Here is a 21,932-nt window from a genome sequence, read left to right as displayed (position 1 = left end):
GCGCCTGACAACTCCCCTCATTCTATTGGCATTTTTAACTGGGAAGATTCACGGGAAGATGTGGGGTTTTACTCCCCGTCTCCCCGCCTCCCTGTGAATCTTCCCGAAAAATTCGAGGGAATGCTTCAGGAACGCGCCCTCACGCGGGCACCGGCGCTCCGTACCCGCCGCCCCCCGGCGTCTCGATCACGAACACGTCGCCGCTCCCCATCTCGACCGATCCGATGTGCTCCAGCACCTCGACCGAGCCGTCCGCGCGCACCACCAGGTTGCGCCCGGGCGCGCCCGCCCGCCCGCCCGCCAGGCCGAACGCGGCCGTCGAGCGCCCGTTCGACAGGATCGACGCCGTCATCGGCTCCAGGAAGCGCACGGCGCGCGTGCCGCCGTTCCCGCCCGGAAAGCGCCCGGCCCCGCCCGAGCCCTCGCGGATCTCGTAGCGATCCAGCCTCACCGGGAACCGGTGCTCCAGCACCTCCGGATCCGTCAGGCGCGAGTTCGTCATGTGGGTCTGCACGACGCTCGTGCCCGCGAAGCCGCGCTCAGCCCCCGCTCCGCTCGCGCCGATCTCGACGCCCGCCCCCGAGCCGCCCGAGATCGTCTCGTAGTACTGGAGCCGCTCGTTGCCGAACGTGAAGTTGTTCATCGTCGGCTGGCTGCTCGCCAGCACGCCGAGCGCCCCGTACAGCGCGTTCGTGACGCAGGTCGACACCTCGACGTTGCCCGCCACCACCGCGGCCGGCGGGCGCGGGCTCAGCATCGAGCCCTCGGGGATGACGACCTCGATGGGCTTCAGGCAGCCCGCGTTGAGCGGGATGTCGTCGTCCACGAGCGTGCGGAAGACGTAGAGCACCGCGGCCATCGTCACAGCGCGGGGCGCGTTGAAGTTGTTCTCCATCTGCCCGGACGTGCCGGTGAAGTCCACGACCGCGGCGCGGCGCTCCCGGTCGATCCGGATGGCCACCTCGATCGTCGCGCCGTTGTCGAGCGGCAGCGAGAAGCGCCCGTCGTGGAGGAGCGCCGGGTCGAGCCGCGCGATCGCGAGGCGCACGCTCTCCTCGGCGTTGTCCTGCACGTGCTTCATGTAGGCCTGCACCGTCGGGAGGCCGAACTGCGCCACCATCGCGGCGAGCTCCTGCGCGCCCTTCTCGTTCGCCGCGATCTGCGCGCGCAGGTCGGCCAGGTTCTGCTGCGGGTTGCGCGCCGGGTACGGCCCCGCGCCGAGCAACGCAAGGATCTCCGCCTCGCGGAGCCGCCCGGCCTCGACCAGCTTCACGTTGTCGAGGAGGACGCCCTCCTCCTCGATCGTCCTGGAGAACGGCGGCATCGAGCCCGGCGTGATGCCGCCGATGTCCGCGTGATGGCCGCGCGACGCCACGTAGAACAGCACGCGAGCGCCCGCCTCGTCCCACACCGGCGTGACCACCGTCACGTCCGGCAGGTGGGTGCCGCCGCGGTACGGATCGTTGAGCGCGTAGACGTCCCCCGGCTTCATCCCCGGGTTCCGCGCGATCACGGTCTTGATCGACTCACCCATCGAGCCGAGGTGCACCGGCATGTGCGGCGCGTTCGCGATCAGGCTGCCCTCCGCGTCGAACAGCGCGCACGAGAAATCGAGCCGCTCCTTGATGTTGACCGAGTGGGCGGTGTTCTGGAGCCGCAGGCCCATCTGCTCGGCGATGTTCATGAACAGGTTGTTGAACACCTCGAGCATCACCGGGTCGACCTCGGTGCCCACCGCGCGCCGCTCCGGGCGCGGCGCCACCCGGGTGAGCACCATGTGACCGAGCGCGGTGATCTCGGCACGCCAGCCCGGCTCGACAACGGTCGTCGCGTTGGCCTCGGCCACGATGGCCGGCCCGTCGATCACCGCGCCGCGCCCGAGCCGCTCGCGCCGGTACAGCGCCGCGTCGTGGAACGCCCCCTCGGCGTACATCCGCACCCGGGCGTCGGCCTCGGGGCGGTGCGAGCGCGCCTCCGCGGGCCGCTCCTCGGCGGCCTCGCCCGGCCCGATCGCCTCCACGGAGACGCTCTCCAGGACGAGCGCCTTGTCCGGCATCAGGAACGCGAACCGCCTGCGGTAGGCCGCGTCGAAGGCGGCGCGGATCGCCTCCGCGCTGCCGTCGGGCACGACGAGGGCGGTGTCGGTGCCCTCGTAGCGCACGTGGACGCGCCGGACGAGCCGCACCCGCTCCGGCGAGAACCCTTGCGCCACGAGCTCGGCCTCCGCGTCGCCGCCGATGCGCGCGAGCGCCTCGCGCGCCGCGCAGAGCCCCGCCTCGTCGAGGCGCCGCTCCACGGCCGCCTCGCGGATCGCGCTCTGGTCCGAGAGGCCCATGCCGTAGGCCGACAGGACCCCCGCGAGCGGGTGGACGAAGACGCGGCGCATGCCGAGCGCGTCGGCCACCGCGCACGCGTGCTGGCCGCCGGCGCCGCCGAAGCATTGCAGGGTGTACTGGGTGACGTCGTGCCCGCGGGCCACCGAGATCTTCTTCACCGCGTTGGCCATGTTCGCGACGGCGATCTGCAGGAAGCCCTCGGCCAGCTGCTCGGGCGTGATCGGGCGCGACGTGTCGCGCTGCACGTCGGCCGCCATGGCCCGGAAGCGCTGCTCGACGACCTCGCGGTCGAGGGGCGCGTCGGCGCCCGGGCCGAACACGTGCGGGAAGAACTCCGGCTGGATCTTGCCGAGCATCACGTTCGCGTCGGTGACGGCCAGCCGCCCGCCGCGGCGGTAGCACGCCGGCCCCGGGTTCGCGCCGGCCGACTCCGGCCCCACGCGCAGCCGCGCGCCGTCGAAGCCGAGGAGCGAGCCGCCCCCCGCGGCCACGGTGTGGATGCTCATCATCGGCGCGCGCATCCGGACGCCGGCCACCTGCGTCTCGAAGGCGCGCTCGAGCTCGCCCGCGTAGTGCGACACGTCGGTCGAGGTGCCGCCCATGTCGAAGCCGATCACCTTCTCGTGCCCGCCCGCGAGCGCGGTGCGCACCATGCCGACGATGCCGCCTGCCGGGCCGCTCAGGATCGCGTCCTTGCCCTGGAAGCGGCCGGCCAGCGTCAGCCCGCCGCTCGACTGCATGAAGTAGAGCGGCACGCCGGGCATCTGGCTGGCCACCTGCTCGACGTAGCGGCGCAGGATGGGCGACAGGTACGCGTCGACCACCGTGGTGTCGCCGCGCGAGACGAGCTTCATCAGCGGGCTCACCTCGTGTGACGCGGAGACCTGGGTGAACCCGACCTCGCGCGCGATCTCGGCCGCCCGCCGCTCGTGCGCGGTGAACCGGTAGCCGTGCATGAAGACGATCGCGCAGGCGCGGATCCCGGCCTCGAACGCCTCCGAGAGCGGGCCGCGCAGCGCCTCGCCGTCGAGCGGCTCGGCCACCTCGCCGCGCGCGCCGACGCGCTCGCGGGCCTCGACCACGCGCTCGTAGAGCAGATCGTGCAGCGCGATATGGCGATCGAACAGGCGAGGGCGGTTCTGGTAGCCGATGCGCAGCGCGTCGCGGAAGCCGCGCGTGGTGACCAGCACGGTGCGGTCCCCCTTGCGCTCGAGCAGCGCGTTCGTGGCGACCGTGGTGCCCATCTTCACGCACTCGACCTCGGCGGCAGAGATGACCTGACCGGGCGCGAGGCCGAGCAGGCGGCGGATCCCCTCGACCGCCGCGTCGGCGTACTGCTCGGGGTTCTCCGACAGGAGCTTGGCGGTGGTGAGCGAGCCGTCGGGCCGCCGGGCCACGACGTCCGTGAACGTGCCTCCGCGATCGATCCAGAACTGCCACTTGTGCGAGGTCGAGGTCATGGACTCCACTCCTTGTTGAGGTCTCTTCACGGGTCGCGGGAGGGGCGGGCGCGTCACGGGTCACGGCATCGCGGGCGGCCGCGCCCTTCGGCTCACAGCGAGGCGGCGGCGCGGGCCGCCTGGTCGTAGACGCCGGACAGCCTGCGCAGGAGCCGCGCGAGCTCGCCGAGCTTCTGGTTCTGCGCCTCGTCCGGATCGAGCGCGGCGACGAGGAACGCCTCGCGGTGCTCGGTATAGCGCCGCACGTGCTCGCGGCCCTGCGCGGAGGTCGCGTAGGTCACGTCCTTGCCCTTGCGGCTCGCCTCCACCACGCCGAGGGCCTGCAGCTTCTTCAGCGCGTAGCTGATGACGTGCGTGTCCTCGTTCATGACGAAGCAGATGTCCGACAGCCGCTTGTCGCGCTCGCGGTGGTTCACGTGGTGCAGCACCCGCACGTCGAGCGGCGTCAGATCGGGCAGCCCGGCCGCGGCCATGCAGTGGACCATCCAGCGCGAGAACGCGCTGTTCGCGACGATCAGGCCGAACTCGAGCTCGCTCAGCTCCGGGCTGCGCGGCGAGACGAGGTGCGCCGACGACACGATGTGCGGCGCCGCCGCCTGGCCCTCCGGGGCCTCCGGATCGGAGCGATCGCGCGCGTCGCTCCCCGGCTGAGGCGTCTGCTCCAGGTGCTGCGCCGGGCCCTGCGACGCGGCGCCGCGGCGCTTCGAGGCGCGCCCTCGGGGTTTCTCCATGTCTGAAGTATGAGGTTGGTATAAATAATTTACAAACAAAATGTCGACAATTTGTTTGTGTATTGATCGCGCAGACCGGCGCCACCCCTGCGCGTGGCGACGTCAGATCCCCCAGAGAGGCGGCCGTCGCCCATGCCACTGCAAGCTCGCAGGGTTCCGGGAATTGCTGTCCTGGACGTAAAAGTGATATCTCGGCTTGATGGAGGTCCTTGCCGTCGGCCCGCTCCCCGTGGCCTCGCTCCTCTGGCAACCGCGTCCGGGCGCGTGGATGTTCACGTTCGTCTGCAAGGCCACGTTCGCGCTGCGGCCCGGCGAGTCGCCGCTCGCGCCGGAGCAGGAGGCGCTGCTCGAGGCCGACGCGCACTGGCGCGACGATCCGGCGTTCAGCCTCTTCGCCTCGACGGACATCGTCCCGATCCGCCCGCGCGTGGACGTCGTGCTCGTGGGCCACGCCTTCGCGCCGGGCCAGGCGCCGGTCCGCTCGCTGGTCGCCCGGCTCGCCATCGCCGAGATCGACAAGTCGATCGAGGTCGTGTGCGACAGGACCTTCATGAAGGACGGCGCGCCGCGCGGGGGGCAGCCCTTCGCGCGGATGCCGCTCCTGTGGGAGCGCGCCGCCGGGGGCGCGGACACGGTGAACGCGGTCGGCGTCGCGGCCGGCGCGCGCGACGCGTACGGCGGGCGCCGCCTCCCGAACCTCGTGCCGCCGGGCACGGTCGTCTCGGGCCCCGATGACGTCGTCGAGCCGATCGGCTTCGGCCCCGTCGCCCCGTCCTGGCCCGCGCGCCGGAGCAAGCTCGGGCGCCACGCCGCGGCCTTCGCGTCGGGCGAGTGGCAGCGGAGCCCGCTACCGGCCGACATCGACGCGTCGTATTTCAACGCGGCCCCGCCCGATCAGCAGCTCGCCGCGCTCCGCGGGGACGAGCGCCTCGTGCTCGAGAACCTGCACCCGGAGCACCCGCACCTCGCCACGCGCCTCGCGGGCGAGCGCCCTCAGGCCTTCGTGGAGCGCCCGGGCCAGGCCCCTCAGCCGGTCGCGATGCGCGCGGATCTGCTGTGGATCCACACGGATCGCGCCGTGTGCGCGATGACGTGGCGCGGGCAGATCCCGCTCGCGCACCCGCACGACGCGGGCGTGGTGCGGATCGGCCTGGTGAGCGCGCCGGCGAGCGCGCCGATCTCGTCCGCGCGGCGCGAGAGCGAGCCGGGCGAGGCGCGCGAGGTGCCTTCTTCGCCACGATCGAGCGACCCTGGCGCGCGGGCCGCGCGCGGGGCGGTGCGCGTGGAGCTCGCCGCGAGCTCGCTCGGCGAGACGGTGCCGACCACCGGGGCAGGGGGTGTGGCGCTCCCGTTCGTCACGCCCGCCGGCGCCCCGCAGCCGTCGCCGGCGGCGAAGTCCGCGTTCCAGCGCTTCGCCGGCATGCCGTTCGTCGCTTCGCCAGCGGTCGCCCCGCCCCCGGTCGCGCCAGCGTCGGGCGCGCCAACGTCGGTCGCCTCCGCTGCGGCGGCCTCGCTGGCGATCGCTCCAGCGTCGGTCGCCCCGCCCGCGGTCGCGCCAACGTCGGTCACCCCGGGGGCGGTCGCCCTGCCTGCGGTCGCGCCAACGTCGGCTCCGGCTGTGGTCGCCCCGGCTGCGATCACCCCGCCCGCGGTCGTCCCGCCGGCCGCCGTGGTCCCGTCGGCCGCCGAGAGCCCCTGGGCGGCTGGCGCCTCGCGCGCCCACGGCGCGCCCGCGCCCACGGTCGGCTCCGCCGCGGTCCAGGCCCAGGCCTCTCCTGCGCCGTCGGTCGTCCCGCCGCGACCCGACGGCGCGCCGGCCCCGGCCCGGCCGTCCTCCGCGAAGGCGCCGGCCGGAGCCCGCTCGAGCGCCCCCGAGATCGTCCACCTCCTCTGGTACGACCCGGAGAGCGTCCCGCGTGTCCGCCGCCAGCCCGCCTTCCGTCCGCTGCTCGAGGAGCTCGACGAGCGGCCGATCGACCGCGAGGCGGACGGGCCGGCGCTCGCGAAGGATCCGATGGCGGTCGAGGATCACCGCGAGGTCTTCGAGATCATCACCCGCGCCAGCGCGACGGACGCCGAGGGCACGCAGGAAGCCGTCGTCGACGCCGTGCGCGAGGGCGGCAAGTTCGTCCCGCCGGTCTGCCTCCTCGCAGGCGAGCTGATCTTCCACTTCGACGAGCTGGAGACCCTGAAGGCGACGGTCACCGCGGCGGCGCCGCTCGCTGGCAACGACGAGCAGCTCAAGGCGGCGGTCGCGGCCGCGCAGGACTTCCTGAAGCTGCCGGACCTCCGCTGCGCCCCGTCGGTCGCCGAGGGCCTGACGACGCGCATCAAGGAGGCGCTCGACGGCAAGCGAGGCGCCCCGCCGGGCTACCTCAAGGCGCAGACCGAGCGCGTGCTGCTCGACCAGCGGCACTACCAGAAGCGCCCGGTCCTCGGCGGCCCCCACCTGCGCGCGCTGCTCCAGCCCTCGGGCTCGTCGCAGCAGATCCCGGCCTACCTCCCCGAGGCCCTCGCGCAGCAGCTCCCCCTGTACCAGCGCTTCCGGTCACGGCTCGTCGCCGAGCTGCACCTCCAGGTCGACCAGAGCGAGTCGCACGCCGTCGCGCTGCGCGTCCTCGCGCTGGCCCGCGTGGCGCCGCTCCCCGCGCGCCGCTGACGCCTCTGACGGAGACGCGCGCGCGAGGTGTGACCTGTGTGAACGTGAACGACCTTCATCGCCTCTTCCCTCATCGTCTCTTCCTTATGACCTCTTCCTGTGATGACTCTCCCCGTGCTGTCTCTTCCCATGTCGACGTGCCTCGGATAGTCGTGGCTCTCCGGCCCTCGCTCGGTGAGCGCCCGACTCCGCGCGTAGAGGGCACCTGAGGATCCGCGCATGCCGCACCTGGAGCTTTCGTTCGAATGCGGAGAGGCCTCGCTCTCCGTCCATCACTTCAGCGTCCACGAGGCGATATCGACGCCGTTCACCGTCTCGGTCGTCGCCCGGTCGGAGAGCAGCTCGATCGATCTCCAGGCCATCGTCGGGCTGCCCGCGTCGCTGCGCGCCGCGAGCGGCGTCCGCGCCGTGCGCGGCGACGGCGCGCGCCTCTGGGCGGGCATCGTCAGCAACATCGAGCAGGTCGAGGCCGTCGAGACGTCCCCGAGCGCCCTCGAGGTGTCGACCTATCACCTGCGCATCGTGCCCACGCTCTGGCTGCTCGGCCAGCGCCGCAACTACCGTATCTACCAGCACCTCGCGATACCCGACATCGTCGACAGGCTCCTCGGCGAGTGGTCCATCGCGCCCGTCTGGAAGATCAACCGGGGCCAGTACCCGAAGCTCGAGTACAAGGCGCAGTACGGCGAGACCGACTACGCGTTCCTGAGCCGCCTGCTCGAGGAGGCGGGCATCGCGTTCGTGTTCGCGAACGACGAGGCGGGCGGCTCCGCGCTCACGCTCGTCGACCGGCCCCACGCCGGGGAGCCGCGCACAGGCGGCCCGCTGCGCTTCGTGAACAGCGCGAACCAGGTCGGCGAGACGGAGTTCGTCGCCCGCGTGCGCCTCGCCCACGAGGTCCGGCCCGGCGCCTTCACGATCCGCGACTACGACCATCGCAACCCCGCCTATCCGCTCTTCGGCGAGGCCCCGAGGGCGCCCGAGCCTGAAGACAGGCTGGAGCAGTACCTGTACGAGCCCGGGGCGTTCCTCGTCGAGACGGGCAAGGGCGGCGGCACCCCGGTCGCGGACGACAAGGGGGTCGCGCGGTACGACGAGGCCTACGGCAAGGCGCGCGCCGAGCGGCTCCTCTCGGGCGCCCGCGCCGGCAAGCGGCTCGTGTCGTTCGAGACGAACGCGATGGACCTCATGCCGGGGTCGATCTGCTCGATCGAGCACCACCCGCACGCCGAGCTCGGCGAGGCGGCGAGCCTGCTCGTCAGCGCGTGCACGGTGGAGGGCTCTCCCACGGTCGAGTGGAGGACGTCGGCGGAGGCCGTGTTCACCGACGTGCCCTATCACCCCCCGCAGCGGACGCCGAAGCCGCGCGTGGAGGGCGTCCAGAGCGCGACCGTGGTGGGCCCCGCGGGCCAGGAGATCCACGTCGACGAGCTCGGCCGCGTCCGCGTCCAGTTCCCGTGGGACCGCGAGGGCCGCCTCGACGACAACAGCTCTTCCTGGGTCCGCGTCAGCCAGGGCTGGGCGGGCACCGGATACGGCATGATCGTGATCCCGCGCGTCGGCCAGGAGGTCCTCGTCGCGTTCCTCGACGGCGATCCCGACCAGCCCGTCATCGTCGGCCGCGTCTTCAACGCCGCGCAGAAGGTGCCGTACAAGCTGCCCGATCACAAGACCAGGAGCACCTGGAAGAGCGACTCCTCGCCTGGCTCGAACGGCTCCAACGAGATCATGTTCGAGGACCTGAAGGGCAAGGAGCTCGTCTATCTGCAGGCCCAGCGGGACCTGCGCAAGCTCGTCAAGAACGACGAGGCGATCACGGTGGGCCACGACCGGCAGAAGCTCGTCGTGCGCAACGAGCTCGAGACCACCGGCGGCAACCTCACCGAGGTCACCGGCGTGAACCGCACCGAGATCACGGGCGCGAACCGGCTCACCGTGGTCGGCGGGGCGCACGGCAAGCTGGTGATCGGCGACGAGAGCGAGCGGACGGACGGCGGCGTCGCGCTCTTCGTCGGGGAGGATCAGGACCTCGTGGTGCGGCAGGTGAAGCGCGAGCGCGTCGAGGGCGACGCCCACCTGCGCGTGAAGGGCAAGCGGAACGAGCAGATCGACGGCAAGGAGTCGCTGACCGTCGGGAAAGACCGGCACGAGAAGATCGCGAAGAGCCACGCGCTCGAGGCCGGCAAGCAGATCCACCTCAAGGCCGGCACGGCGCTCGTGATCGAGGCGGTGAAGGATCTCACGCTCAAGGGGCCGGGCGGCTTCATCCGGATCGACGCCCAGGGGGTGACGATCCAGGGGGATCTGGTGAAGATCAACAGCGGCGGATCGGCGGGGTCCGGCGTGGGGGCGGAGCCCGAGGCGCCGGAGGAGGCGAAGGAGGCAGAGGTGATCGAGCCGGTGAAGCCCGAGCCGGAGAACGTGGCGCTCACGGGGCTCGGGCAGTGAGCGCGCCCGTGCAGCGCGCGATCGTCGAGGTGCCTCACGGGCCCATGAAGGGGCAGAAGACCGCGATCGCGCCGGGCGGCCGCCTGCGCGTCGGCCGCGTCGACCGGGCCGATCTCGCGATCCCGGGGGATGCGCAGATGTCCGCGCTCCACTTCGAGGTGCGCTGGGACGGCGCGAGGTGCCGTGTCCGGGATCTCGGCAGCGCCCGCGGGACGCTGGTCGGCGGGGAGCCGGTGACCGAGGCGGAGCTGGCGAACGGCGCCTGGATCCGGGCGGGCGAGACCGATTTCATGGTGTACCTCGAGGCGGCGACGCCGCCGGACGACGAGGGCGACGACGGGATCGACCCGGACGCGCCGGACGCGCCGTTCCGGCGGCGGCTCGCGGCGATGGCCGCGGAGCGCCGCGCGTACTGCCGGCGGGTCGCGAAGGACCGGCTGCGCCGCGCGCCCGCCCCCCTGTACGCGGTGCTCGACGCGGCGAGGAGCCCGCGGATCCTGGTGCTCCTGCGCGAGTCCGTGGCTCCGTACCGGTCGCTGTACGAGGGCATCGAGGGCGAGGCGCTCGCGGACGTGGCGCCGTACCTCGTCCGGCTGTCGATCGACGCTGGCGACGGCGGCGATGGCGACGGCGGGGGCCTCCTCGAGCGGCTGGTGGACGAGGGCTGGGGCAAGCGGTGGGGGATATTCCTAACCTGTCCGCTGCCGTTCCGCGACGTGCGGCGCCACCTGCGCCGCTTCCTGATGGTCGAGGAGGACGAGACCGGGGAGCGCCTCTATTTCCGCTTCTACGACCCCGGCGTCCTCCGCGCGTTCGTGCCCACGTGCACGCCGCTCCAGAAGGGCGATCTCTTCGGCGAGATCCGGGAGATGTACATGGAGAGCGAGGATCTCGACGTCCTCCGCTACGCGCGCCCGAGGGGGAGGCCATGCTGAGGGTGAAGCGCCACCAGCGGAGCCAGGCCGGCGATCCCGCGTTCGTGGACCGGACGGCGGCGCACTTCCGGCGGTTTCACGGGGACGCGACGGCGGCCCTGTCGGACGACGAGCTGCGCTTCCGCATCCGGCACGGGATCGAGCGCGGGCGCGCCCACGGGCTCACGTGGGAGTCGAGCCTCACGGTCTTCGTGGCGCACATGATCGAGATCTGCCCGGCGTTCGACGAGCACCCGGCCGCGGCGCGCGTGCTCGCGGACGAGGCGATCCCGGCGGACGAGCGGGTCGAGGCCCTCCTTGCGCATCTCAGCGAGGACGAGTGGGAGGAGGCCGCGCGCATGGGTGATCCCGCCGCGTACTGGGCGCGCGTCCACGCGGAGGAAGAAGACGGCGAAGGGCGAGTCTGAGCTTCTGGAGGTCGCATGAAGGGCAAGAGCATCGACGCCAACGAGCCGCTCGACGGCGGCACCCCGGCGCACGTCAAGGCGAGCTTCAACCAGCAGTCGGCGAGCGCGCTCCCGAACGAGCCGCCGTCCGGCACCGAGCGCTGCCCCGCGGGGCGCATCCGGATCGGCGTGTTCTTCGACGGCACGGGCAACAACATGTTCGTGGACTGGGCCAGGAAGAACCCGTCGAACGTCGCCAAGCTCTTCAAGCTCTACAAGCGCGAGGGCACGGTGCAGACGTCCGCGTACCACATCGGCGTCGGCTCCCAGGTGATGTCGAGCGGCGCCGGCCAGAAGGTGGAGGACATCCTCGGCGGCGCCGCCGGCCTCGGCGGCCGCAAGCGCATCGACTGGGGCCGAGAGCAGCTCAACGAGTTCTTCAACCGCGGCAAGAACCACCTCGCCGTCGAGAAGATCATCGACGTCTACGGCTTCAGCCGCGGGGCCGCGCTGGCGCGTGATTTTGTAAACAATATCAAGAAGTTCCGTGTGGACAACACGCACGCGACGCCCCGCACCGATTACGTGGTGGTGGGCGCCACGATGGGGGTCGTCACGCGCGTGCCCGTGAAGGTCTATCCGCCGCTCGGCGGGCTCAAGGTGGCTTTCCTCGGCGTCTTCGACTCGGTCGGCTCCTTCACGGTGGCGGGCAAGGACCTGGACGTCGAGTACGACTTCAACGTCGACGCGGACTGGGTCGCGTGGACGACGCACTACATCGCCGAGGACGAGCGGCGGAGCTTCTTCTCGCTCCAGTCGATCCACGGCAAGAGCGCGTGGCGGCGGCTCTTCAACAGCGTAGGAGGCGAGGAGCCGCTGCCGGCGAACATGGAGGAGACGCCGTATCCGGGGGCGCACGCGGACGTCGGCGGCGGTTACAAGCCGGGGGAGCAGGGCAGGCTGGTCCACCTCGCGCATATCCCGCTCAGGGACATGCACGCTCGGAGCAAGCAGAAGAAGGTCCCGCTCTTGCCGCTCACGAGCCTGCCCGCGGAGTTCCACGTCATCCCGGGCGATCTGCTGGTCGCGTACAACAGGTACCGCGCCGACCGCGCGCCCCTGCTCGGCCAGCGGTACCTCCAGGCGCTCGACAACGACGAGTACAAGGAGATCTCGGTGGCGCGGGCCATGATGAAGTCGTGGAGTTACCTCAAGACGAAGTACATCCACGATCAGCTCGACGAGTTCGGGCCGACGACGTTCCTCGACTGGCCTTCCGACAAGCTCAGCAAGGTGAACGACTGGCTGAACAACCCGATCGACAACCTCGTCGACTGGTACAAGGACAGGCCGAGGCCTCCCGTGCGCCAGCGGAGCGTGTACTTCAATGCCTCCCGCAGCAAGTGACGTTGCGCGCCGCCCCCGAACCACCAGGGAGACCCGCTGATGCCCGTCCTCGAGCTCACGTTCGAACGCCTCGACCCGTCGCTCTCGGTGCGCCGCTTCGCCGTCCGGGAGGCGATATCGACGCTCTTCAGCGTGACCGTCTGGGCGCGGAGCCCCGACCCGTCGCTCGACCTGTCGGCGCTCGTGGGCGCGCCCGCGACGTTTGCCGCGTTTGCGGTGGACCCTGATCACGCGCTCTCGAGCGAGGGCGGGGCGCGGCGCTTCTCGGGCCTGGTGCGCCACATGGAGCTCGCGGAGGTCGAGCCGAGGGGGCTGTCGCTCTACGAGATCCACCTGGTCCCCGCGCTCTGGCTGCTCACGCAGCGCAGGAACAACCGCGTCTTCCAGCACCTCGCGATCCCCGACATCCTCGGCGCGCTGCTAAGCGAGTGGGGGCTTGAGCACGCGTGGGAGATCGACCGCGGGCGCTATCCGAGGCTCGAGTACAAGGTGCAGTATGGAGAGACCGACTTCGATTTCTTCAGCCGGCTGCTCGAGGAGGCGGGCGTCGCTTATGTGTTCCCGGAGGACGGCGGCGGCTCGCGGCTGCTCCTGAGCGATCGGCTGACCGAGCAGGCGGCGCGGCAGGCGCCGATCCCATACGCGAGCAGCCTGAGCGTGCCAGAGCCAGAAGGAGAGGTGGAGCGCGTGACGCGCGCCTCGCTGGCCCACGAGGTGCGCCCGGGGGCGTACACGCTGCGGGACGTCGATTTCAGGAGCCCCGCCGTCGCGGTCACGGGGGAGGCGCCGCGGGCGAGCGCGCCGGAGGACAGGTACGAGGTGTACCGCTACCAGCCGGGCGGCGCGCTGGCGGAGACGGGCCGGCCCGGGGGGACGCCGGTGGCCGACGCGAAGGGGGTCGCGCGCGGCGACGCCGCGTATGCGCAGGGCCGCGCCGCGCGTGCGCTCGAGGGCGAGCGCGCGGGCCGGCGCGCGATCGGCTTCTCGACGAACGCGGCGGATCTGCGGCCGGGCACGGTGTTCTCGATGAGCGGTCACCCGCACCCGGACCTCGCCGGCGCGCCGCGGCTGCTCGTGACCGCGCTCTCCCTGGAGGGGACGCACGACGAGGTCTGGCAGACGACCGGCCGGGCGGTGCTGGCCGAGGCGCCCTATGCGCCGCCGCTCCGGGCGCCGAAGCCGAGGATCCACGGCGTGCAGAGCGCGCGGGTGGTCGGCCCGCCGGGGCAGGAGATCCATACCGACGAGCTCGGCCGGGTGCGGGTGCATTTCCCGTGGGATCGCGCGGGGACGCGCGACCCCGAGGCCTCGATGTGGATCCGCGTGAGCCACGGCTGGGCCGGGGCCGGCCATGGTTTGCTCGCGCTGCCGCGCGTCGGCCAGGAGGTGCTCGTCACGTTCCTGGAGGGGGACCCGGATCAGCCGGTCGTCCTGGGCCGGGCGCACAACGCGATCGAGCCCGCGCCCTACGGTTTGCCGGGGAGCAAGGCGATCAGCGCGTGGAAGAGCGAGTCCTCGCCGGGCGGGGGAGGATTCAACGAGATCAAGCTCGACGACGCGGGCGGTGAGGAGCTGTTCACTCTCCAGGCGGAGAAGAACCTGCGATCGCTCGTCAAGAACGATGAGACGATCACGGTGGGCCGAGATCGCAAGAAGCAGGTGATGGCGAGCGAGACCGACACCACGGGGGTGAACCGGACCGAGGTGACGGGGCTGAATCGCGTCGAGGTGACCGGAGCCGACCGGGCGCTCGTGGTCGGCGCCAGGCGGGCGCAGCGCGTGCGGAAGACGTCGACCGAGCGGATCGAGGGGCTCCACGCGCGGCTCGTCGGCAAGGACCTGGACGAGGTCGTGAAGGGGAAGCGGCGGGAGCGGGTGGAGGAGGCGCTGCACACCCGCGTGAAGAAGGATCGCCGGCAGCAGATCGACGGGACGCAATCGCTCACGGTCCTCGAGGATCGGCACGAGAAGGTCGCCGGCACCCACGCGCTGGCGGCGGGGAAGGCGGTCTCTCTGGTCGCGGGCGAGGACCTGGTCGGCGAGGGCGACAAGGCCGTGACGGTGAAGGGGCCCGGGGGGTTCCTGCAGATCGACAGCGCCGGGGTGACCATCAAGGGGACGCTGGTGAAGATCAACGCGGGCGGGTCGGCCGGCAAGGGCGAGGGCCCGAAGGCCGAGGCGCCGGAGGAAGCCGTGGAGGCCGTGGTGCCGGTGCCGCCCGGGGTAGGGTAGGGCGCGCGCGCGTCAGGGCTCCTTCGCAGCGCCGGCCGCGCCCGGCGCCGTGATCTCGTACTCGCCCGGGGGCGCCGCCTGCAGCGCGCGCGCCCTCTCACAGGCCTCCTTCGCGCAGCCGGCGAGGAGGTCCTCCACGACAGCCCGGTAGTCGTCGCGCGTCACGAACCCGTCGCCGTCCCTGTCCAGGCCCGAGCTGCGCTTGTAGACGGCGCGCTGGCGCCTCGTGACGCGGAGCTCCTGGCCGTCCTTCGTCGCGGTGTAATACGTCGCCTTCTCGTCGACGCCGAGGATCTCGCCGTCCTGAGAGATGACGCTGCGTCCGCCTGCCTCCCTCCGGTGTGCCTTGTGATAGGCCGTGATGTCGTCGGAGATCTCGACGCGTCCCGCGCCCGGATCGTCGAAGAACGGGCCGCGGCAGATCGAGGCGGAGACACCGAGGATGTCGTGGGCCGGATCCAGGCCGTCCGGCTCCAGGACGGCGAGCGCGACGTCCCGGATCTCGCTGAAATCGGCCGCGGGACAGGCCTGCTTCCGCGCCTCGAAATAGGCCTCGGCGACCTCGAGCTGCGCTATCCGGCACATGCCCGCGAGCGACGCGGTGGACGTGCCGAGCTCGGCGGCCGTGCCCGGCGCGATCTGCAGGAGGCCCACGGCGTTCGAGCCGGGATCCTTGACGCCGGGAGAGCAGGTGTGGCCCGTCACGAGGTGGATGACGCCCACGAACGCCCCCGCGTCGCCGCCGAGGCGGCGGGCCATCTCGCTCGTGGCGAGGAGGAAGTTGTGGTCGTTGTCGAGGCAGTCCTCGTGCTGCGCGCACAGGGCGCATGTCCCTTTGCGCGGGGGCCTGAGCACGTTGGGGGTCGCCGGGGAGACGGCGTTCGCGCGGGTCCGCCCCTCCTTCCTGGCGAGCGTGGCGCAGAGCGCGGGCGTCGCGGGGAGCGCCTCCACGAGCCTGACCGCGCGGGCGCCCTCGGCCTGGGAAGGCGCCTCCCTGACCGGCGCGGCCTCGCCCTTGTGCGCGGCCTCGAGCCGCCTCGTCGTCTCCTCGTCGGCGTGGCCGGTCGCCGGGAGGCCGAAGTCCTGCTGGAACCGCCTGAGCGCGCGCACCGCGGCTTCCAGCGGCAACCCGGCCGCCGCCTCGACCGCGTAGCCGAGGTTCCTGAGCCGCTCGACGATGCCCGAGGTTCCCTCGTCCGGCGTGCTCGCGATCGGGTTCAGGTGAGCGATGTCGAGGTGCCAGCGGTACCTGCCGACGTCGAGCCTCGCCTTCGCGGCCTCGACCGGGATCTCTCGGACGATCGCGCCCGCGGCGTCGGTGGTCCCCGTGAGCGTCTCGCCCCCGACCTCCAGGGTGAACGCCTGCTCCGCGAGCGGCTGACCCCGCGGATCGCGCAGGAGGAGGTGGAGCTTCCTCGCCGGCGCGGCGGCCTCCGCCGCGAGCGGGAGGCCGCGCTTCTTCACCGGCCTTGCCCCGCCTTCGGGGATGAAGAGCACATCACCCGGGTAGAGCACGTTGGCGTCGCCGTCGCGCCTGTCGCGGAGCTCCTTGTTGGCCGCGTCGGTCCAGATGACCATGGGATCGGAGAAGCCGTATCGCTTCGCGATCGAGGACAGGCACTCTCCCTGATGTACGGTGTGGCTGGGCATGGCGCTCCCGGGGGTCCTCGCGCTCTCTCGTCATCCTCGCCGCTGCTGCCGCGCCTCGCGCTCCTTGCGCTTGCGCTCGCACTCTTCGCAGAACGGCTCATCGGTCTTCAGGGTCTCGGCCTGGGCCGACGACCCGATCATCACGGTCGGACACCCCGCCACGATCACCCCCCCGTGGCCGGTCGGATCCCCCATGCGCGCGGCGGGCTTGTTGCCGATGAGCACCGTGCTCTCCCCCTGCTTCACGGAGTCCGGCGGCCCGACGCAGGTGAGCGTGTCGCCCTCGCGGGCCGCCGGCTGAAACCCGATCAGGACCGTCGGCTCCCCGAGCAGGACGGGACCGCCGACGTGCGGCACGGGGCCCGGTTCGACCTTGGGACAGGTGTGCATGTCGGTGATGCGCGCGGCAGGGGGCATGGCGTCTCGTCTCCGTCGCGTCCGGCGCGGCGTCCTCGTCGCGCGTCCGTCCGGGGCGATACTAGTACGGATCCATTCGTGCGCGTCGCCGGTCGCGGTGGCCCGCTGCGCCGCGGCCCCCGCGGCCCCGCGCGGCCTGCTGCCTCGCCGCGGCCCCATGGCCGCGTGCGTCCGTCCGGAACCGGCGTTCAGCGCTGTACAACCGTTCGTGCGGCGTGATAAGCGCTCGAGCAGCTCTCGAACGAGAGGATCTGCTCGAATGTCCAGCAAGCAACCTCCTCCGCACGTCACCGCCGCCCAGGCGGCAGGCCTGGCCGCGCTGCTCGGCGCGACGGACGCTGCCGCGGAGAACGAGCGCGCGGGGAGGGCGGAGCGGCACTTCGAGCGGGCACGGCGGGGGCGGCCGGCGCAACCCAGTCCGCGTGCGAAGCCCGCCGCTGGCCCGCACCCGCCGGGTGGCCCGTCGAAGGCGGGCGGCGCGCGGGAGTACGTGAACGCCGCGCCGACACGCTCGCCGGTGCTGAACGCGTTTCTGAGCGAGCTCGGCACGGAAGGCCAAGCGCTCGTGCCGGCGAACGTCCACGTCTTCGACGAGCACACCCTCGCGCCGAGGCTCGTCGAGCTCGCACGCCAGCGGGTGGTCTCCATGCTGCTCGCCGTGGGCAGGACCGAGGTGGCCCTGACCCTGGCGCAGATGCCGTCGATCACCAACGAGCGCGCGGCGCGGCTCTTCATGAGGCAGGCGGTCCACGTCGGCGGCGATCTCGGGGCGATCACGGGCGACTACGCGCGGCACTACCGGCGCTCGGGGGCCCCGGAGCGCGACGACCAGCGCGCGGGCTGCATCATGGCCGCGTTCGCGGGACGCCTGAGCGCCATGGCGGAGAAGCTCCTCGGCCCGCACGTGCGCGGCGAGCTGCGCGCCGCCCTGGAGGCGCTGACGTCGCAGGGCAGCCCTCCCGCGCGGCGGGCGCGCGCGAGCGATCTGCGCGCGCCCCAGGCCGCCGGGCGAGGCGCCCCCGCGGCGGCGGCGCGCGACGCCGCGAGCTCGGCGGCACGGCCGAGGCGCAAGTAGGCGGCGCGCGGCGCCGCGAGCGCGGCGATCCGGTCGAGGCGCGAGGGCGCGGCGCGCGGTCCGGGTCGGATCCTGTTGCGGTGGGCTCGTTCGTTTGCTTCGTTGGGCGCGAGGCGCCCCGGCTGCTCGACCCTGAGCCCCTCGGGTGCGCGTTCCCAGCGAGAGGCCGAGGCTCATGAATTCGCTCGCAGAAGGCAGCATCGTCGCCGGAAGATACCGCCTCGAGCGCATGCTCGCGCGGGGCGGGATGGGGTCGATCTGGGTGGCCCGGCACCTCCAGCTCGACGCCACGGTCGCGGTCAAGCTCATGACGCCCGAGTACGCTGCCTCGTCCACCGCGCGGGCGCGCTTCGAGCGCGAGGCGAGGGCCGCGGCGCAGCTCAAGATACCGAACGTCGTGCACGTGCACGATTACGGGCTCGAGGGCGACACGCCTTTCCTCGTGATGGAGCTCCTCGACGGCGAGGATCTCGAGACGCGGCTCGCGCGGGAGGGGCGCCTCTCCACGGCGGCCACGCTCGGCATCGTCACGCAGGTGTGCAAGGCCCTGCGTCGCGCGCACGAGATGGGGATCGTCCACCGCGACCTCAAGCCCGCGAACCTCTTTCTCTCGCGGCAGGACGAGGACGAGCTCGTGAAGGTCCTCGACTTCGGGATCGCCAAGGCCCAGGGCACGCTGCTGGCCGGCAACGAGACGAAGACAGGCACGCTCGTCGGCTCGCCCTACTACATGAGCCCCGAGCAGGTGCGCCGCAGCAAGACGCTCGACTGGCGCAGCGATCTCTGGTCCGTCGGCGTGATCGCCTATCGCTGCCTCACCGGCCGTCTCCCGTTCCCGGGTGAGGAGATCGGCGAGGTGTTCGTGGCGATCTGCACGGAGGACGTCCCCCTCGCATCCAGCGTCGTGCCGGAGCTCGGGCCCGCAGTGGATGGGTTCTTCTCGCGGGCGCTCGCGCGCGACCCGGCGCATCGGTTCCAGGGCGCGAGCGAGCTCGCCGAGGCGTTCGGCGCGGCGGCCTCCGCGGCGGGCTCGGAGCCCCGACCTCTCCAGCCGTCGGTTCCCGCGGAGGGGGCGTCTCCGCTGCTCGTCGTCCGCGGCGGCACGATGGCCGCGAGCCCAGATGCGATAGGGGCGCGTCCAGATGCGATAGGGGCGCGTCCAGATGCGATAGGGGCGCGTCCAGATGCGATAGAGACGCGTCCAGATGCGATAGGGGCGCGTCCAGATGCGATAGGGGGGCGTCCAGATGCGATAGAGACGCGTCCAGATGCGGCGAGCCCTGGAATGATGGGACCGAGCCCCGGCACGATGGGCGCCGTCTCCAGCGCGTCCTTGCCCACGCTGCGAAACGAAGCAGGGCCCCCCTTCCACGGCTCTCCGGGCCGTGGCGCCTCGGAGGGCGCTGCGCCGGCGTTCCAGGGGTCCATCAGTACGTTGACGTCGGCCGGAAATACCCTCGCCCCGACGAACGCCGACGGTCGCCGCGCCAGGATCTCGCTGGCCCTGGGCGCTGGCGCGCTCGCCCTGGGGCTCGTCACCTATGCGGTCCTTCGCACCCCCGCGCCGGGCGGCGAACCGACGTCGCAGCCCGACCCGGCGGTCTCGCCTGCCGCCGCGTCCGCGCTGTCTGCCGCCGCGCCGTCTACCGCGTCAACGGAGCCTCCGCCGCCGCCCTCCCACAGCGCGCCGGCCGCGCCGGGCGCGCCTTCGGTCTCCGAGGCGCAGACCAGCGCGCCCGCGCCCGTGCGCGCGCCGCCGGCGCCGTCGTCGTCCGCCAGAAAACGGGCGCCGCTGCCCCCGAGGCCCCGGACCCCTCGGGACGACCCCACCGACCACATGTGACAGCCGCCGCGCAGCGAGGAGCCCGTGCGCTCGCGCGCGCCGCTGCGAGCGAGCTCACCCGCCCGGGTGGGTGTTCTTGTAGAGCCGCAGGCTGTTTCGGATCGCCATCGTCACCGTCATGGGGCCGACGCGGGGCACGAACACGCTCGCCTTGCTCTGGATATCGTCGCTGAAGTTCTTGAAGGTGGAGAAGTTGATGCAGAGGGCGCCCTCGCGGATCTCGGCGCCCTGCACGACCGGGAAGCTCCGCGAAGGCACGCCGGTGACCACGATGTCGGCCTGCCGCAGCGCGGTCGCCCGGTCCACGGTCGTCTCGCGCACCTCGTGCATGTCGCCCGAGGAGCTGGGCACGAAGAGCAACGGACCATCGATGTCGAACGAGGTCACGTGGGCTCCGTCGTGCGCCATCATGCTCGCGAGCGGCCTCCCGACGACCTCGCTCCGGTTGAAGATGCACACGCGCCTGCCCTCGAGCGGCCGCTCCCCCTCGCCGAAGAAGCCGGCCGCCTCGACAAGCTTGAGGATGGCCAGCGGCGTGCACGGCAGGATCGCCTTCCTTGTCTTCGCCTCGTCCAGGAAGCGCTGGTTCTGGTACAGGCAACGTGCCCAGAACGTGTGGAGCCCCTCGATGTCCTTCGCGGGATCGACGCTGTCCCGCAAGTACACGTCCTGCTCCGTGCCGAAGATCGGGTAATACACCATCATCCCATGCACGCGCGCGTCCTCGTTCGCCGCGCGGATGGCATCCTCGGCGTCGAGCCGCGTCGCGTGGCGGATCTCGAAGCGGACCCCCACGTCCTCGCACGCCTTGCGCGTGTACTCCGCGTACGTGTACGACGGCCCGTGATCCGCCGCGAGCACACCGACCAGGACCAGCGGCTCGGGCAGCGCCGCGAGCTCCGCCCGGATCTCGCTGCGGAACGTCTCCGCCACCGCGGTCGGATCGAGGACGCTGGCCGTGCGCGTGCCCGGGCTCGGCGGAATGTGGTGAGGGTCCATCCTGGGGGCGGAGACGAGCACGCGCGAGCATCGGTGTCAAGTTTCCGTCGGGGCAACACGCTCGACTCTGCCCGCTCCTACTCCCACTCTGGTTACTTCTGATTCCTTCTGATTCCTTCTGTTCCCTTCTGGTTCCTTCTGGTTCCTTCTGCTTCCCGCTCCCCGCCGGCGCGATGCGCGATCGGTGACTCGGGTGCTTCGTGGCATGGAGTTGTCGGCAGGGCGGTATCGCGCCGCGCTGGACGCGCGGCGTGCCCCATCCTAACCATGGTTCCTGCCGGGCCTGAGGAAGAGAGCGGGCAGGGGCCGAAACTCCAGCCCTCCGGAGAGCGGCCGTGCCTGGCTCACGAGCTCATCGCGAGGAGGACCGCCGCTCCGGGCCCGCTTCCACCACGGGCGCCGCCACGCGGTTGCTCTCGGCCTCGGCGGGGCTGCCGGCGCCGGGCACGCGGAGGAGCATACCGCCCTTGCCGCGCAGCTCGTCGACGAAATTCGCTCCGAACACCTCCTCGGGCGTGTCGCCGTCGCGTCCGCCCATGCCCGAGAGCCCCTCGAGGCTCGCGAGGTTTCCGTCCCGGCGTCTGGGCGCCGGACGAGAGCGCAAGATATCGTCCCGGGTCACCTTCAGCGCCACCACGTCCTCGCGCATCACGTCGATCCAGGATGCGGGGAAGTCGGCCTCGGCGCCCGCGGGGCCGCGCACGCGGATCCGCGAGATGTCGTTTCCGGGATCGTTCGCGCCGATGCCCACGAGCTGCGCCTCGGCCTCGTCGGCGGTCATCACCCGCGTGTCGGGGCCGAGCTCGACCGTATCGTCCGTGACCCCGAGCGCCTCCTCCAGCTCCTGCCTCCGCTCGGGCGGCTGCGGCACGAGCGAGGTGTCGACGCGCCCCGGCGGCTGCGCCGTCGTCCGCCCTTCGTAGTACCGAGGCAGCGCCAGGAGCTCGTCCCGGCCGGGCCGTAAGCGGAGGTGCCCGTCCGCCGTGCCCTGCACGAGATCCATCGAGATCAGCAGCTCCTCGCTCGCCAGCGGAGAACGGAGCACCACGTGGGTCAGCACGCCCCGCTCCCGGTCGACCAGGACGCGGTCGAGCACGCCCGCATCGAGGCCGCCGTCGGCCATCACGGGCATCTCGAAGTCGATCTGCATGATCCCCTCCTCGGCGGCGAAACGCCTTGCGCTCGGGCGAGAACCTGAGACGGTCGGATCCCGATGTCCAGGGGAGCACGGCGCGGACCTCGTGACCGGTCGACCCCATCCCATGGGCCGGGCACGCCGCGCGGCCTCGCCATCGCGGGGGGTCGGCGGTCCTCGGCTCATCGAATCATCGAGCCATCGAGTCATCGAGTCACA

Annotated in this window: 14 protein-coding genes; 8 read left to right on the top strand and 6 right to left on the bottom strand. The window is 72.1% G+C overall.

Annotation, left to right across the window (positions count from 1 at the left end):
- Positions 1-139: 139 nt before the first annotated feature.
- Both WME82_RS22455 and WME82_RS22450 read right to left on the bottom strand, forming a co-directional pair.
- On the bottom strand, positions 140-3,796 hold the full coding sequence (locus WME82_RS22455) for a hydantoinase B/oxoprolinase family protein (RefSeq protein ID WP_438044464.1): 3,657 nt from the start codon (positions 3,794-3,796) through the stop codon (positions 140-142).
- 92 nt (positions 3,797-3,888) lie between these two features.
- Positions 3,889-4,527 carry a winged helix DNA-binding protein gene (locus WME82_RS22450; RefSeq protein WP_438044463.1) on the bottom strand — a complete coding sequence of 213 codons (639 nt, stop codon included), beginning with the start codon at positions 4,525-4,527 and terminating at the stop codon, positions 3,889-3,891.
- Between the two features lie 199 nt (positions 4,528-4,726).
- Between WME82_RS22450 and WME82_RS22445 the strand changes: the two genes are divergently transcribed.
- From WME82_RS22445 to WME82_RS22420, 6 genes are all read left to right on the top strand, one after another.
- Positions 4,727-7,186: a DUF2169 family type VI secretion system accessory protein gene (locus WME82_RS22445; protein ID WP_438044921.1), complete on the top strand. Its 2,460-nt coding sequence runs from the start codon at positions 4,727-4,729 to the stop codon at positions 7,184-7,186.
- A 219-nt stretch (positions 7,187-7,405) separates the two neighbouring features.
- The gene (locus tag WME82_RS22440; RefSeq protein ID WP_438044462.1) at positions 7,406-9,634 is read left to right on the top strand and encodes a type VI secretion system Vgr family protein; all 2,229 of its coding nucleotides are present in this window, start codon (positions 7,406-7,408) and stop codon (positions 9,632-9,634) included.
- 8 nt (positions 9,635-9,642) lie between these two features.
- Positions 9,643-10,569 (top strand): DUF4123 domain-containing protein, encoded by a 927-nt coding sequence (locus WME82_RS22435; RefSeq protein ID WP_438044461.1) that lies wholly within the window; start codon positions 9,643-9,645, stop codon positions 10,567-10,569.
- The gene (locus WME82_RS22430) at positions 10,563-10,976 is read left to right on the top strand and encodes a hypothetical protein (RefSeq protein ID WP_438044460.1); all 414 of its coding nucleotides are present in this window, start codon (positions 10,563-10,565) and stop codon (positions 10,974-10,976) included. The genes WME82_RS22435 and WME82_RS22430 overlap by 7 nt, the downstream gene beginning before the upstream one ends.
- Before the next feature lie 15 nt (positions 10,977-10,991).
- The gene (locus WME82_RS22425; protein ID WP_438044459.1) at positions 10,992-12,362 is read left to right on the top strand and encodes a T6SS phospholipase effector Tle1-like catalytic domain-containing protein; all 1,371 of its coding nucleotides are present in this window, start codon (positions 10,992-10,994) and stop codon (positions 12,360-12,362) included.
- A gap of 39 nt (positions 12,363-12,401) precedes the next feature.
- Positions 12,402-14,594, top strand: a complete 2,193-nt coding sequence (locus tag WME82_RS22420) for a type VI secretion system Vgr family protein (RefSeq protein ID WP_438044458.1) — start codon at positions 12,402-12,404, stop codon at positions 14,592-14,594.
- A 12-nt stretch (positions 14,595-14,606) separates the two neighbouring features.
- Here the strand turns inward: WME82_RS22420 and WME82_RS22415 are convergent, their stop codons facing one another.
- Together WME82_RS22415 and WME82_RS22410 are read right to left on the bottom strand one after the other, a co-directional pair.
- Complete coding sequence (locus tag WME82_RS22415; RefSeq protein WP_438044457.1) at positions 14,607-16,244, bottom strand: peptidoglycan-binding protein; 1,638 nt, start codon at positions 16,242-16,244, stop codon at positions 14,607-14,609.
- A gap of 30 nt (positions 16,245-16,274) precedes the next feature.
- The gene (locus WME82_RS22410; protein WP_438044456.1) at positions 16,275-16,661 is read right to left on the bottom strand and encodes a PAAR domain-containing protein; all 387 of its coding nucleotides are present in this window, start codon (positions 16,659-16,661) and stop codon (positions 16,275-16,277) included.
- A gap of 259 nt (positions 16,662-16,920) precedes the next feature.
- Here WME82_RS22410 and WME82_RS22405 point away from each other — a divergent pair, with 259 nt between their 5' ends.
- Both WME82_RS22405 and WME82_RS22400 read left to right on the top strand, forming a co-directional pair.
- Positions 16,921-17,736 carry a hypothetical protein gene (locus WME82_RS22405; protein WP_438044455.1) on the top strand — a complete coding sequence of 272 codons (816 nt, stop codon included), beginning with the start codon at positions 16,921-16,923 and terminating at the stop codon, positions 17,734-17,736.
- A gap of 175 nt (positions 17,737-17,911) precedes the next feature.
- On the top strand, positions 17,912-19,579 hold the full coding sequence (locus tag WME82_RS22400; protein ID WP_438044454.1) for a serine/threonine-protein kinase: 1,668 nt from the start codon (positions 17,912-17,914) through the stop codon (positions 19,577-19,579).
- Between the two features lie 54 nt (positions 19,580-19,633).
- On the opposite strand, the gene WME82_RS22395 is transcribed toward WME82_RS22400, so the two are convergent.
- Together WME82_RS22395 and WME82_RS22390 are read right to left on the bottom strand one after the other, a co-directional pair.
- On the bottom strand, positions 19,634-20,599 hold the full coding sequence (locus tag WME82_RS22395; protein ID WP_438044453.1) for a bifunctional methylenetetrahydrofolate dehydrogenase/methenyltetrahydrofolate cyclohydrolase: 966 nt from the start codon (positions 20,597-20,599) through the stop codon (positions 19,634-19,636).
- 331 nt (positions 20,600-20,930) lie between these two features.
- A complete protein-coding gene (locus WME82_RS22390) occupies positions 20,931-21,728 on the bottom strand; it encodes a hypothetical protein (RefSeq protein WP_438044452.1) in 798 nt (265 codons plus the stop codon).
- Positions 21,729-21,932: the final 204 nt, after the last annotated feature.

The organism is Sorangium sp. So ce128, assembly GCF_051525245.1.
GTDB classification, from domain to species: Bacteria; Myxococcota_A; Polyangia; order Polyangiales; family Polyangiaceae; genus Sorangium; species Sorangium cellulosum_B.
The sequence above is the reverse complement of the archived record's forward strand: the minus strand, read 5'-3'. Positions and strand labels throughout refer to the sequence as shown.

Coding starts and splice junctions, on each gene's coding strand:
- WME82_RS22440 (WP_438044462.1), top strand. CDS start 7,406: ATGCCGCACCTGGAGCTTTCGTTCGAATGCGGAGAGGCCTCGCTCTCC.
- WME82_RS22425 (WP_438044459.1), top strand. CDS start 10,992: ATGAAGGGCAAGAGCATCGACGCCAACGAGCCGCTCGACGGCGGCACC.
- WME82_RS22450 (WP_438044463.1), bottom strand. CDS start 4,527: ATGGAGAAACCCCGAGGGCGCGCCTCGAAGCGCCGCGGCGCCGCGTCG.
- WME82_RS22400 (WP_438044454.1), top strand. CDS start 17,912: ATGAATTCGCTCGCAGAAGGCAGCATCGTCGCCGGAAGATACCGCCTC.
- WME82_RS22415 (WP_438044457.1), bottom strand. CDS start 16,244: ATGCCCAGCCACACCGTACATCAGGGAGAGTGCCTGTCCTCGATCGCG.
- WME82_RS22445 (WP_438044921.1), top strand. CDS start 4,727: ATGGAGGTCCTTGCCGTCGGCCCGCTCCCCGTGGCCTCGCTCCTCTGG.
- WME82_RS22410 (WP_438044456.1), bottom strand. CDS start 16,661: ATGCCCCCTGCCGCGCGCATCACCGACATGCACACCTGTCCCAAGGTC.
- WME82_RS22405 (WP_438044455.1), top strand. CDS start 16,921: ATGTCCAGCAAGCAACCTCCTCCGCACGTCACCGCCGCCCAGGCGGCA.
- WME82_RS22390 (WP_438044452.1), bottom strand. CDS start 21,728: ATGCAGATCGACTTCGAGATGCCCGTGATGGCCGACGGCGGCCTCGAT.
- WME82_RS22455 (WP_438044464.1), bottom strand. CDS start 3,796: ATGACCTCGACCTCGCACAAGTGGCAGTTCTGGATCGATCGCGGAGGC.
- WME82_RS22430 (WP_438044460.1), top strand. CDS start 10,563: ATGCTGAGGGTGAAGCGCCACCAGCGGAGCCAGGCCGGCGATCCCGCG.
- WME82_RS22420 (WP_438044458.1), top strand. CDS start 12,402: ATGCCCGTCCTCGAGCTCACGTTCGAACGCCTCGACCCGTCGCTCTCG.